A 12824-nucleotide genomic window follows, 5' to 3' on the forward strand; every position below is an offset into this window, starting at 1 on the left:
GGGACACGCAAAAACGCCCGGCCTGCAAAGGCCTGTAGGAGCCGGGCTTGCCCGCGATAGCATTACCCTCAGTCTGACTGTGTTAGCGAGGTGACTGCATCGAGGGCAAGCCGGCTCCCACATTTGGCCGGCGCTTTTTCACAGATCTGCTTCATCCAGGTAGTGCAGTGCCAACCGCTCTGTCGCTAGCCGTGCCGGCAACAGAAGATGTGGCGCCACCAGCATCATGATCTGGTACACCACCACCCGCACCTCACCTTCGCGGTCGAGAATCCGCTGGTAATCCAGGGAAAACAGCAGGGTCATGGTGATCTGCTCCACCAGTTGCCCCAACGCCTGGGTATCGCTGACCAATTGCCCCCCCGTCTTGAGTCGTGCCAGCAGCGAGGCCAGCGTTCGTTTCAACGCATTCAGCAGGTTACGGATGCCCTTGGCCAGTTTCGGCAAGCGCCCCGCCAGGTTCGACAGGTCCTGGAGCAGAAACCGGTAGTGGGCCATGCGCTCCACGATCAGGTGCAGGAACAACCAGTAATCCTCAGCGGCTAGTTGCACATCCGGCGGCGGATCGAGCAGCGGTGCCAACTCACCCTGAAAGCGCTCAAACAAGCCGAGCACCAAGGGCTCCTTGCCGTGGAAGTGGTAGTAGAGGTTGCCGGGGCTGATCCCCATTTCATTGGCCACCTCCATGGTCGATACGTTCGGCTCGCCCTTGTGATTGAACAACTGCAAGGCACATTCAAGGATACGGTCGCGGGTTTTCATCCAGTCTTCTTAAGTAATCGGTGAGTCAAGTTATCAACGGACCCGCACATAGGTGCCGGGCGCAGCTTCCATTGGTGGGTAATTTTGGTTGCCCAGAGCAGTCAGCGTTTCGCGCTGGACCCCTGAGCGTTGCTGTATCCACTCCAGCCACTGCGGCCACCAACTGCCCTCGATGTGGTTTGCATCGTAGTACCAGGCGCGCGGGTCGCTGCTCAGCTTGATGTTTTCGACGAAGTTAGCCTTGGGGTTGCTCGGCGGGTTGAGGATGCTCTGGATATGCCCGCTGTTGGACAGCACGAAGCGTTTTTCGCCGCCCAGCAGCAAGGTCGAGCGGTAGACCGCGTCCCACGGGGTGATGTGATCGTTGATCCCGGCCACGCTGAAGCTGTCCACCGTGACCTTCTGCAAGTCGATAGGTGTGCCACAGACTTCCAGGCCGCCAGGGTGGCTCAGTGGGTTGTGCTTGAAGAAATCCAGCAGGTCGCCGTGCAGGGCAGCGGGAAGGCGGGTGTTGTCGTTGTTCCAGTACAGGATGTCGAACGCCGGCGGTTCCTTGCCCAGCAGGTAGTTGTTGATCCAGTAATTCCAGATCAGGTCGTTGGGGCGCATCCAGGCAAACACCTTGGCCATGTCCCGGCCGTCCAGTACGCCCTGTTGATAGGAGTGGCGCTTGGCGGCTTCCAGGGTTTGCTCGTCGGCGAACAGCGTGGCGGGGCTGTCGATCTGGCTATCCAGCAAGCTCACCAGATAGCTGGCGCTGGAGATGCGCCGCAGCTGCCGCTTGGCTTGCAGATGGCCTTGTAACGCAGCAATGGTCAGGCCGCCGGCGCAGGCGCCCATCAGGTTGACTTCGCGGGCGCCGGTGATCGCCCGGCAGATGTTCAGCGCTTCTTCCAGTGCCGCCACATAGGTGGACAGGCCCCATTCCCGATGCCGCACGTCCGGGTTACGCCAGCTGACCATAAACACTTGCAGGCTATTTTTCAGGGCGTACTGGACGAAGCTGTTGGCCGGGCTCAGGTCAAAGATGTAGTACTTGTTGATTTGCGGCGGTACCACCAGTAGCGGCTTGGCGTACTGTTTTTCACTCATGGGCTTGTACTGGATCAGCTCCAGCAACTCGTTGCGAAACACTACCGAGCCAGGAGTGGTGGCGACGGTCTTGCCGACCTCAAAGGCCTGCTTGGTGACTTGCCGAGGCAAGCCGTTGTTGTGCAGCAGGTCGTCAAACAAATTACTGACGCCGCGCACCACGCTGTTGCCGCCGGAGTTGAGCAGCTCCTTGATCGCCAATGGATTGAGCAGGGTGTTGGACGGCGATACGGCGTCGTTTATCAGGGAAAAGGCAAAGTGCGCTCGCGCCCGATCATCGGTGCTCAGGTTACTGTCGTCGATCCAGCGCTTGGTCTGCTTTTGCCAGCTCAAATAGGCTTGCAGGCTGCGCCGGTACAGCGGGTTGAGCTGCCAGGTGGGGTCGGCGAAGCGGCTGTCGTGGGGGTTGGGTTCATGCACGGTTTCCCCCAGCAACGCCCGGCCCAACTGCCCACCCAGGGCCAAGGCATGCCGCGCGCTATGTAGCGGGTTGCGCAGGCCATGGGCTGCAACGCTGCGCAGGGTCGACAGTAAATCCCGACCACGCAGGCCAGTGATCGCGCTTTGTGCATTGATGAACGCAGCAGGTGTGGGCACCGGGCTCGTCACGGGTCTGTCTCGCATGAGTCAACACTCCTTCGTCAATCCGCTAACGTGCACGCCAATTCAGAACCATAGTCGGTTCTGGCCAAGTTGCGCGGAGGATCGTCCTGACCCGATGCGCCTCAGGTGTTGCTTAACGGCGCCGGTTGCGGGTGGATCACCGCGGGCAGGCGCTCTTCCTGGAGAAACTTCATGATGATCGGCGCCACTGCTTCAGCGCGGGTAATCAGGAACAAATGACCGTCGTCGATGATGTGCAACTGAGCATTGGGGATACGCCAAGCCAGCATGCGCATGTTGACCAGCGGGATCAGTGGGTCGTCGTCGCCCGCCAGCACCAGGGTCGGCTGCTTGATCTTGTGCAGCCAGTGGATGCTGGTCCAGCCAAGGCCGGCGAACAGTTGCCAGTAGTAGCCCAACTTGCCGGCCGAACGCACTTTGCTGGCGTGTTCGGCGGCCAGTTTTGAATCTCGGCGGAACGAGCCGCCATAGATCATCGGGGCAATGCGCACTACATGAGACGGTTGGATGTAACGCCGTGGGCTTGCCATCAGCCACAGCACTTTCGGTTTGCCGGGCACCATGAACGCACCGGCGGCGGTGGCCGCGAGGATCAGTTTCTTGCAGCGTTCCGGGTAGTCATAGGCAAACTGCTGGGCCAGGGCACCGCCCCAGGAAACCCCAACCACGTTGACCTGGCCATAGTCCAGGTAATCGAGCATGCGTGCGGTGAGTTTTGCCAGGCCGGGAAAGCGATAGGGTCGTCTGGGCGTCGAGGAACCGCCGACACCGGGAACATCAAAGGCAATCACCTCCAGATCGGGGTCCAGGGCCTGGACGAACGGAAACACTAGCTCAAGGTTGGCGCCGATGCCGTTGAAAATCAGCAGCGGCGTCAAGTGAGACTTGCCCGGTCGCACCGCCGTGCGGATGGTCTGGCCATTCAGGTCGATGGTGCGGAAGATGAACGGTTGCGGCATGGGCTTACCCTGCGGGTGAGTGGAGGCAGCTTCAGGCCGCAAGCTGCAAGATGAGTGCAATCACCTTGCAGCTTGTGATTTGAGGCTTGCCGCTATCGTTCGTGCACATAGGTTCCGGGTGCCGCTTCAGCAGCGGCGTACGTTTTATTGCCTAGCGCCGCCGGTGCTTTTTTCAACTTCCCCGACCGTTCTGTCTGCCACACCTGCCAATGCAGCCACCACGAATCAGTGTGCTTGGTGGCATTTTCCTGCCAGTCCAGTGCTTTGCTCGGCATGGTGTCGCTGGTCTGGTAGCGCGACTTGGGATTGCCCGGCGGGTTGAGGATGCTTTGGATATGCCCGCTGCTGGACAGCACGAACTCGACCTTGCCGCCAAACAGCTGCGCCGACTTGTAGCAGGACTGCCACGGGGTGATGTGGTCGTTGGTGCCAGCGAGGGAATAGATATCGGTGGTGACCTGTTTCAAGTCAATCGGCGTACCGCACACTTCCAGGGCATTGGCGCGTATCAGCGGGTTGTTCTTGAACAACTCGATCAGGTCGCCATGAAACGCTGCCGGCAAACGGGTGGTGTCGTTGTTCCAGAACAGGATGTCGAAGACCGGCGGCTCGTTGCCCAGCAGGTAATTGTTGACCCAGTAGTTCCAGATCAAATCATTGGGGCGCATCCAGGCGAACACCTTGGCCATGTCCCGGCCTTCCAGCACGCCGGCCTGATAGGAGTGGCGCTTGGCCGCTTCCAGGGTCTGTTCGTCGACGAACAGCGCCACCTGGGTGTCCAGGGTGGTGTCCAGCACGCTCACCAACAGAGTCAGGGCGTTGACCTTCTTCTCCCCCAGCGCCGCGTAGTGGCCCAGTAGGACGGTGCAGGTGATGCCGCCGGAGCAGGCCCCGAGCATGTTCACGTCTTTGCTGCCGGTGATCGCGGTGACCACATCGACCGCTTCTTTCAGCGCTTCGATATAGGTCGACAGGCCCCACTCGCGCTGGGCCTTGGTGGGGTTGCGCCAACTGACGATAAAAGTCTGCTGGTTATTGCGCAGGCAGAAGCGCGCCAGGCTCTTATCCGGGCTCAGGTCGAAGACATAGAATTTGTTGATCTGTGGCGGTACCACCAGCAGCGGGCGTTCGTGCACTTGCTCGGTGATTGGCTTGTACTGGATCAACTCCAGGACGTCGTTGCGAAACACCACGGCGCCTTCGGTGGTGCCCAGGCTCTTGCCCACTTCAAAGGCACCCATGTTGACCTGGCTCGGCATACCGCCGTTGTGGACCATGTCCTTGGCCAAGTGCGAGAGACCGTCCAGCAGGCTTTTGCCGCCGGTTTCGAAGAAGCGTTTGACGGCGGCCGGGTTGGCGGCGCTGTTGGTCGGGGCCATGGCTTCGGTCATCAGGTTGATGACGAAGTGGCCGCGGCTGATGTCCTGCTCCGATAGGTTGCTGTCGCCGATCCAGTCGTGCAGTTCCTTGCGCCACGCCAGGTAGGTTTGCAGATAACGTTTGTAGAGTGGGTTCTGGCTCCACGCCGGGTCGTTGAATCGACGGTCGTCGCTCTCGGGCGCAAGCTCGGATTTGCCAAATACCACGTTCTTTAACTCGGCGCCAAAGTGGGCGACGTGCTTGACGCTGTGCAACGGTTGCTTGATGGCCTGGGTCAGCACCATTCGAGCAGAAGCCAGTAAATCCTTTTTACGCAAGGCGATGATCGGGTTCAGCCCCAAGGTGTTTTCCGAGGCCTGGCGTTTCAAGTCATCGTTATTCTTGTTACTCATCTACGACGCTCCATTGTCCGAAAGACGAGTACCGGGTACCGCTGTGCACCCATTCTCGGCACACAACACAAGCCTGGTACTGCTGCTCGGGTCACCGTTAATACCGCATCATCAAATGCAGGGAACTTGCCAGTTACATTGGTTACCCGAGTTTAATTTTTTTCGCAAGCAGGCCAATCGCTGACCCTGAGACAGGGCATTCAAGCAGATGGAATTAGAAAATGCCCACTAATGAGCAGGAGGTGCGGGCTAGAGCATTAGTCTGACGACTGACTGACTCGGGTCGCGGGTTTTTCCGGCGACTTTGAGTTCGGCAAGATATTCGGTCCACAGATCATCCTGGCGCACGGCGAGCTGGTAGAGGTAATCCCAAGTGAACAGTCCGCTGTCATGACCGTCGTCGAAGGTCAATTTCAGTGCGTACTGGCCGGCAGGTTCAATCTTGCTCAAGCCGACATTGAGCTTGCCAAATTGCAGGATCGGTTTGCCGTGGCCCTGGACCTCGGCGGAAGGCGAATGTACTCGCAGTAATTCGGCGGGCAGGTGATAGACCTCATCCGGACCGTAGGTCAGGGACAGGGTCTTGGAGGCTTTGTGCAGGTTGATGGAGGTAGGTAGTTTGGTCATGGGAACGCCTTGGGCGGTAAGCTTTAAGCTACAAGCCGCAAGTTGAACACAATCAACTTACAGCTTATAGCTTGCCGCTTGAAGCTTACAGAATGTAACGAGACAGATCTTCGTTCTGCGCCAATTCGCCAAGGTGGCCGTTGACGTAGTCGGCGTCGATCTTGATGGCCTCGCCATTCTGGGTGCCCGCTATGTCGCCGGCACTGAAGGATACTTCCTCAAGCAAACGCTCAAGCAAAGTGTGCAGGCGGCGGGCACCGATGTTCTCGGTCTTCTCGTTGACCTGCCAGGCGATCTCCGCCAGGCGCTTGATACCGTCCGGCAAAAACTCGATGGCCAGGCCTTCGGTTTTCAGCAGCTCGCGGTATTGCTCGGTCAGCGATGCGTGCGGCTCGCTGAGAATGCGCTCGAAGTCGCCCGGGGTCAGCGCCTTGAGTTCTACGCGAATCGGCAGGCGGCCTTGCAGCTCCGGCACCAGGTCGCTTGGTTTGCTCAGGTGGAACGCGCCGGAAGCGATAAACAGAATGTGGTCGGTCTTGACCATGCCCAGCTTGGTGTTGACGGTGCAGCCTTCGATCAGCGGCAGCAAATCGCGCTGTACGCCTTCACGGGAAACGTCGACGCCACCGGAGTTACCGCGCTTGGCGACTTTATCGATCTCGTCGATAAACACGATGCCGTGCTGTTCGACCGCTTCCAGAGCCTTGGCCTTGAGTTCCTCCTCGTTGACCAGGCGCCCAGCTTCTTCGTCACGCACCAGTTTCAGCGCGTCCTTGACCTTGAGCTTGCGGCTTTTCTTCTTGCCCTTGCCCATGTTGGCGAACAGGTTTTGCAGCTGGTTGGTCATTTCTTCCATGCCAGGCGGCGCGGAGATGTCGACGCCGGAGATTTCGGCGACTTCTATCTCGATTTCCTTGTCGTCCAACTGGCCTTCACGCAGACGCTTGCGGAACAGCTGGCGGGTGTTGGAGTCCTGGCTTGGCGCGGCATCTTCGTTGAAGCCCATGCGTGCCGGTGGCAGCAGAGCGTCGAGGATGCGTTCTTCGGCGGCGTCTTCGGCGCGGTGGCTGACCTTGGTCATTTCCTGTTCGCGCAGCAGTTTCAGGGCAGCGTCGGCCAGATCACGAATGATCGACTCGACGTCACGGCCCACATAGCCGACTTCGGTGAACTTGGTCGCTTCGACCTTGATGAACGGCGCGTTGGCCAATTTGGCCAGGCGACGGGCGATTTCGGTTTTACCGACACCTGTAGGGCCGATCATCAGGATGTTCTTGGGGGTTACTTCAACGCGTAGTTCTTCGGGCAGTTGCATCCGGCGCCAGCGGTTACGCAGGGCGATGGCAACGGCGCGCTTGGCATCGTCCTGGCCGATGATATGGCGATTGAGTTCATGGACGATTTCGCGGGGAGTCATGGACATAATAATTGACGGTCCTCAAGCCTGAAAAGCCAGCGGCTTATTCGGCGAGGTCCTGCTCCTCAATGGTGAAGTTATGGTTGGTAAAGACGCAGATATCGCCAGCGATACCGAGGGCCGTTTCAACGATTTCACGGGCCGACAGATCGGTTTTTTTCAACAGTGCGCTGGCTGCGGCCTGGGCGTAGCCGCCACCGGAGCCCATGGCGATCAGGCCGTCTTCCGGTTCTACCACATCGCCGTTGCCGGTGATGATCAAGGACGCGTCCTTGTTGGCGACGGCGAGCATGGCTTCCAGGCGGCTCAGGGAACGGTCGGTGCGCCATTCCTTGGCAAGCTCGACGGCAGCACGGACCAGATGGCCCTGGTGTTTTTCCAGCTGGCCTTCGAAACGCTCGAAAAGGGTGAAGGCGTCAGCGGTGGCGCCGGCAAAGCCTGCGATGACCTGGCCGTGGTACAGGCGACGTACTTTTTTCGCGTTGCCTTTCATCACGGTATTGCCAAGGGAAACCTGGCCGTCGCCGCCCATGACGACTTTGCCGTGGCGGCGAACTGAAACGATGGTGGTCAAGGGGAGAGTCTCCACGCAGCGGGGCGAAAATGCCCTGATGGAACTCATATGGGGGTGGCGGGGAGTATTTCAACCGTAGGACTTGTGGCGAGCGGGCTTGCCGCCTCGCCACAATAGGTGTTCGCCATAGGATCGGCGTTCCGATCAGCGGCTTTGGCGTTGCTGTAACAACAGGTTGCTAAACCCTGCGCCGGCCAGCTGTTTCTGAGCCACGGTCAACTGTTCACGGTTGCTGAACGGACCTACCAGTACGCGATACCAGGTCGCATCCTTCACCGTTCCCGATTCCACTGTCACCGCCTGCCCGAGCAGAATAATTTGCGCCCGCACACGATCAGCATCCGCCTGCTTGGGGAATGAACCCGCCTGCAGGAAGAACTTGGTCACTGGCGCTGCCTTGGTGGTAGCGACCGGTGGCGGCGGTGGCGGAGTGATCCCCGCCAGAGCAGCCTGGGCCCGTGCGGTGTCGATCTTCGCCGCTTCGGCCGGGGTTACTGGAACTTGTGGCGTAGGCAGGGTTTTTTCCGGTACGGCGTCTTGCGGAACAATCACTTCCGATTCCGGCAGCAGGGTGTAGAAGTCATATTTAGGCTTCACTGGCGCAGTAGGGCTGGGCGGTGTCTTGTTCGCTTCGGCGATCCTGCTGGCCTTCTGTTGCTCCTGCTTGACCCGTTTGACGTCATCGCCCTGGCCCGGCTCCAGCTTCATCAGAAACACAATAAACGCACCGACCGTCAGGCCGATGGCCAGCCACATCCAGCCCGGAATCGGTTTCTTTGCCGGTGCCTGGTAGCGGCTGGCGCCACGCTTGGGTGCAGGTTTTTTCTTGGCAGCCAACTTACATACGCTCCAGAGTTTCCAGGCCCAACAGTTCCAGGCCTTGCTTGAGGGTCCGTCCAGCCAGTGCGGCGAGGCGCAAGCGGCTTTGCTTTTGGGCTTCGTCGTCTGCGCTCAGGATCGGGCAGTTCTCGTAGAAACTGGAGAACAGCCCTGCAACTTCGTACAGGTAAGTGCAGAGCATATGCGGCGTGCCTTTCTCGCCGACGTTGTTGAGCACTTCGCCAAATTGAGCGAGCTTGGTGGCCAGCTCATGTTCCTGAGGCGCCTGCAGGTTGATCTGGCCTTCGACTTCGCTGAAGTCCTTGCCCAGCTTGCGAAACACACCGGCGACCCGAGTGTAGGCATACAGCAGGTACGGCGCGGTGTTGCCTTCGAAGTTGAGCATCAACTCGAAGTTAAAGCTGTAGTCGCTGGTGCGGTGCTTGGACAGATCGGCGTATTTCACCGCGCCAATGCCGACGACCTTGGCGATGTTACGCAGGTCGGCTTCGGCCAGCTCCGGGTTCTTTTCCTTCACCAGGGTGTAGGCGCGTTCCTGGGCTTCGTTCAGCAGGTCGATCAGCTTCACGGTGCCGCCATCGCGGGTCTTGAACGGACGGCCATCGGCGCCGTTCATGGTGCCGAAGCCCATGTGCTCCATGTGCATCGGGTGGGTGACGAACCCGGCCAGGCGGGCCACTTCGAACACTTGCTGGAAGTGCAGGGCCTGGCGCTGGTCGACGAAATACAGGGCACGATCAGCCTTCAGAACACCGCTGCGGTAGCGCACGGCCGCCAGGTCGGTGGTGGCGTAGAGATAGCCGCCATCGGCCTTGACGATGATTACCGGCAGCGGCTCGCCGTCGGCGGTCTTGAAATCGTCGAGGAATACGCACTGGGCGCCGTTGCTTTCCACCAGCAGGCCCTTGGCCTTGAGGTCGTTGACCACGTTGATCAAGTCGTCGTTATAGGCGCTTTCGCCCATCACGTCGGCCATGGTCAGCTTGACGTTCAGCCGCTCGTAGATTTCCTGGCAGTGGGACAGGGAGATATCGCGAAAGCGTGCCCACAGTTCCAGGCATTCCTTGTCGCCGGCCTGCAGCTTGACCACCAGGCCACGGGCGCGGTCGGCGAATTCTTCGGATTCGTCGAAGCGCTTTTTGGCGGCACGGTAAAAGTTTTCCAGATCGGCCAGCTCGTTGCTGGTGATTGGGTTTTCCTGCAGGTACGCCATCAGCATGCCGAACTGGGTGCCCCAGTCGCCTACGTGGTTCTGGCGAATCACGGTGTCGCCGAGAAACTCCAGAACCCGTGACACGCCGTCGCCAATGATGGTCGAGCGCAAGTGGCCGACGTGCATTTCCTTGGCGAGGTTCGGTGCCGACAGGTCGACGACCACACGCTGCACGGGACCAGCCTTGCGCACGCCGATTTTGGCGTCGGCAAGGCTCGCATCCAGGCGCGAAGCCAGGGCTTGGGTGTTCTGGAAAATATTGATAAAGCCGGGGCCGGCGATTTCGGCCTTGCTGACTTGCGGGTCGGCTGGCAGCGCGGCGATGATTTTTTCCGCCAGGTCGCGAGGCTTCAGGCCGGCCGGCTTGGCCAGCATCATGGCGATGTTGCTGGCGAAGTCACCGTGGGTCTTGTCTCGGGAGTTTTCCACCTGAATCGCCGGCGTCAGGCCTTCAGGTAAAACACCTTCGTTGACGAGTTGGGTGAGGGCTTGTTGGATCAACTGGCGGATGGCGTCTTTCATGGTGTTCTCTTTCGACCGCAAGCAGCGGCGCGCGATGCGCAGGTGGAAAAACTGGACATTATCCGTTGCGAGGGCGTGCTTGCCAACCGCTCAGACAGGTTGGCGGACCTTCAGGCTCTATCGGGAGAACCCAACCCCCAAGGAGTAAGCTTGCTCCTGCAAGGGGGTTAGTACAAATCTACCGGGTCCACATCCAGCGACCAACGTACTTGCCGCCCGCTGGGCATTTGCTCCAGGGCCAGCAGCCAACTGCTTAATAAACGATGCAACGGCGCGCGGGCGTTAGCCTGCAAGAGTAGCTGCGCGCGATAGCGACCGGCGCGGCGTTCCATCGGGGCTGGCACGGGGCCCAGTAATTCAATGCCGGTCAACCCCAGCTCACCGAGCAAACGTTCAGCCAGGCAGCACGCTTCATCGAGAAAACCCTCGGCCTGCCCAGGTTTATGGGCTTCAGCCCGCAGCAAGGCCAAATGGGAAAACGGCGGCAGCCCGGCGCAGCGGCGTTCGCTCAAGGCCTGTTCGGCAAACGCGAAATAGCCTTGTTCGGTCAGTTGAATCAGCAGCGGATGGTCGGCCAGGTGGGTCTGGATGATCACTTTACCCGGCTCCTCAGCACGCCCGGCACGCCCGGCGACCTGGACGATCAGCTGGGCCATGCGCTCGCTGGCACGAAAATCCCCGGAAAACAGCCCGCCATCGGCATCCAGGATCGACACCAAGGTCACCCGTGGAAAGTGGTGCCCTTTGGCAAGCATCTGCGTACCCACAAGAATGCACGGCTGGCCCTTCTGGATAGTGGCGAACAGCTGATTCATCGCGTCCTTGCGCGACGTACTGTCGCGGTCGACGCGCAGCACCGGATAGTCCGGAAACAGAATCCCCAGGCGTTCCTCAGCCCGCTCGGTGCCTGCGCCAACAGGACGCAGGTCGACTTTGCCGCACTGCGGGCAATTGCGCGGAACGCGTTCGACATGGCCGCAGTGATGGCAGCGCAACTCGCCGGAACGTTGGTGCACGGTCATGCGCGCATCGCAGCGGTTGCACTCGGACATCCAGCCGCAGTCGTGGCACAGCAAGGTCGGCGCAAAGCCTCGGCGATTGAGGAACACCAGCACCTGCTGGCCAGCGGCGAGGGTCTGGCCGATGGCTTGCTGCATCGGCCCGGAAATCCCGCTGTCCAGCGGACGACTTTTCACATCCAGGCGCAGGAAGCGCGGCTGCTTGGCGCTACCGGCCCGCTCATTCAGGCGCAGCAGGCCATAACGCCCGGTGTAGGCGTTGTGCAGGCTTTCCAGGGATGGCGTGGCCGAGCCCAGCACAATCGGAATGTTCTCCTGGCGCGCTCGCACCAGGGCCAGGTCGCGGGCGTGATAGCGCAAACCTTCCTGCTGTTTATAGGAGCCGTCGTGTTCTTCGTCGATGATGATCAGCCCGGGATTCTTCATCGGGGTGAATAGCGCCGAACGGGTGCCGATAATAATGTCGGCCTCGCCATCCCTTGCCGCCAACCACGACTCCAGGCGCTCGCGGTCGTTGACCGCCGAGTGCACCAGGGCGATGCGCGCATTGAAGCGCTGCTCGAAACGCGCCAGGGTTTGCGGGCCGAGGTTGATCTCGGGGATCAGCACGAGTGCCTGTTTACCGGCTTCCAGGGTTTCGCGGATCAGTTGCAAATAGACTTCGGTCTTGCCGCTGCCGGTGACGCCTGCCAGCAGGAAGGCATGGAAACTGTCGAATCCTGCACGAATGGCTTCATAGGCGGTGCGCTGTTCCGGGTTTAGCGGCAGTTCCGGCTGGGCCAGCCAGTGTTCATGGCGTTCGCCGGGGGCGTGCTTGCGAATTGCTACTTGGACCAAACCCTTGGCCAGCAGCAAGTCCAGGCTGTCCTTACTTAACAGCAGCTTGCTCAGTAACTGATGGGCGACGCCGTGTGGGTGCTGGGCCAGGGTCGCCAGGGCCTCGCGCTGGCGTGGGGCGCGGGCGATGCGCGGGTCGTCCAGGCGTGCGCCGGGTGTCATTGACCAGAACCGTTCCTGGCGGGCCTCGGCCAGTTCGCCCTGGCGCAACAGCACCGGCAATGCCCAACTGAGAGTGTCGCCCAAGCTGTGCTGGTAATACTGGGAAGTCCACAGGCACAGCTTGAACAATGAGGGTGGTAGCGGCGGGGTGGCGTCCAGCATGGCCAGAGCGGCCTTGAGTTTTTCCGCCGGTACTTCGCTGTGGTCGGCGACTTCCACCAGAATGCCGATCATCTCTCGCCGACCAAATGGCACCCGCACGCGCATCCCCGGTTGCAGCTGCGACCGCAGCACGCCGGTAGGTGCGCGGTAGTCGAACAGGCGGCGCAGGGGCGAGGGCAGGGCGAGGCGCAAAATGGCGTCGGGCACGCGGGGGTTCTCATATGACAGGCGGTGAAGAAGGG

Annotated in this window: 10 protein-coding genes; all 10 read right to left on the reverse strand. The window is 60.3% G+C overall.

The features are described from left to right. Positions 1 to 138 precede the first annotated feature (138 nt). The 10 genes from AAEZ06_RS09265 to AAEZ06_RS09310 all read right to left on the reverse strand — a co-directional run bounded on the left by AAEZ06_RS09265 (position 139) and on the right by AAEZ06_RS09310 (position 12789). Positions 139 to 762, reverse strand: coding sequence for a TetR/AcrR family transcriptional regulator (locus AAEZ06_RS09265; RefSeq protein WP_149411267.1), 624 nt, complete (start codon positions 760 to 762; stop codon positions 139 to 141). Between the two features lie 33 nt (positions 763 to 795). Then, positions 796 to 2478, reverse strand: coding sequence for a class II poly(R)-hydroxyalkanoic acid synthase (gene phaC, locus AAEZ06_RS09270; protein WP_149411266.1), 1683 nt, complete (start codon positions 2476 to 2478; stop codon positions 796 to 798). A gap of 101 nt (positions 2479 to 2579) precedes the next feature. Next, on the reverse strand, positions 2580 to 3437 hold the full coding sequence (phaZ, locus tag AAEZ06_RS09275; RefSeq protein ID WP_149411265.1) for a poly(3-hydroxyalkanoate) depolymerase: 858 nt from the start codon (positions 3435 to 3437) through the stop codon (positions 2580 to 2582). Positions 3438 to 3529: 92 nt separating this feature from the next. Continuing rightward, entirely contained in the window at positions 3530 to 5209 is a 1680-nt protein-coding gene (gene phaC, locus AAEZ06_RS09280; protein ID WP_350613988.1) for a class II poly(R)-hydroxyalkanoic acid synthase, read from the reverse strand. 249 nt (positions 5210 to 5458) lie between these two features. Beyond that, the gene (locus tag AAEZ06_RS09285; RefSeq protein WP_149411263.1) at positions 5459 to 5836 is read right to left on the reverse strand and encodes a gamma-butyrobetaine hydroxylase family protein; all 378 of its coding nucleotides are present in this window, start codon (positions 5834 to 5836) and stop codon (positions 5459 to 5461) included. Between the two features lie 85 nt (positions 5837 to 5921). Beyond that, positions 5922 to 7259, reverse strand: a complete 1338-nt coding sequence (gene hslU, locus AAEZ06_RS09290; RefSeq protein WP_149411262.1) for an ATP-dependent protease ATPase subunit HslU — start codon at positions 7257 to 7259, stop codon at positions 5922 to 5924. 37 nt (positions 7260 to 7296) lie between these two features. Then, positions 7297 to 7827, reverse strand: a complete 531-nt coding sequence (gene hslV / locus AAEZ06_RS09295; RefSeq protein ID WP_133101311.1) for an ATP-dependent protease subunit HslV — start codon at positions 7825 to 7827, stop codon at positions 7297 to 7299. Positions 7828 to 7971: 144 nt separating this feature from the next. Beyond that, the gene (locus tag AAEZ06_RS09300) at positions 7972 to 8664 is read right to left on the reverse strand and encodes an SPOR domain-containing protein (RefSeq protein WP_149411261.1); all 693 of its coding nucleotides are present in this window, start codon (positions 8662 to 8664) and stop codon (positions 7972 to 7974) included. Between the two features lies 1 nt (position 8665). After that, entirely contained in the window at positions 8666 to 10402 is a 1737-nt protein-coding gene (gene argS / locus AAEZ06_RS09305; protein ID WP_149411260.1) for an arginine--tRNA ligase, read from the reverse strand. A 167-nt stretch (positions 10403 to 10569) separates the two neighbouring features. Then, positions 10570 to 12789: a primosomal protein N' gene (locus AAEZ06_RS09310; RefSeq protein ID WP_350613992.1), complete on the reverse strand. Its 2220-nt coding sequence runs from the start codon at positions 12787 to 12789 to the stop codon at positions 10570 to 10572. Positions 12790 to 12824 lie beyond the last annotated feature (35 nt).

The sequence above is a fragment of the Pseudomonas sp. HY7a-MNA-CIBAN-0227 genome, assembly GCF_040310325.1.
Classification (GTDB): Bacteria; Pseudomonadota; Gammaproteobacteria; order Pseudomonadales; family Pseudomonadaceae; genus Aquipseudomonas.

Coding starts and splice junctions, on each gene's coding strand:
- argS (WP_149411260.1), bottom strand. CDS start 10,402: ATGAAAGACGCCATCCGCCAGTTGATCCAACAAGCCCTCACCCAACTC.
- hslU (WP_149411262.1), bottom strand. CDS start 7,259: ATGTCCATGACTCCCCGCGAAATCGTCCATGAACTCAATCGCCATATC.
- AAEZ06_RS09285 (WP_149411263.1), bottom strand. CDS start 5,836: ATGACCAAACTACCTACCTCCATCAACCTGCACAAAGCCTCCAAGACC.
- phaZ (WP_149411265.1), bottom strand. CDS start 3,437: ATGCCGCAACCGTTCATCTTCCGCACCATCGACCTGAATGGCCAGACC.
- phaC (WP_149411266.1), bottom strand. CDS start 2,478: ATGCGAGACAGACCCGTGACGAGCCCGGTGCCCACACCTGCTGCGTTC.
- phaC (WP_350613988.1), bottom strand. CDS start 5,209: ATGAGTAACAAGAATAACGATGACTTGAAACGCCAGGCCTCGGAAAAC.
- AAEZ06_RS09265 (WP_149411267.1), bottom strand. CDS start 762: ATGAAAACCCGCGACCGTATCCTTGAATGTGCCTTGCAGTTGTTCAAT.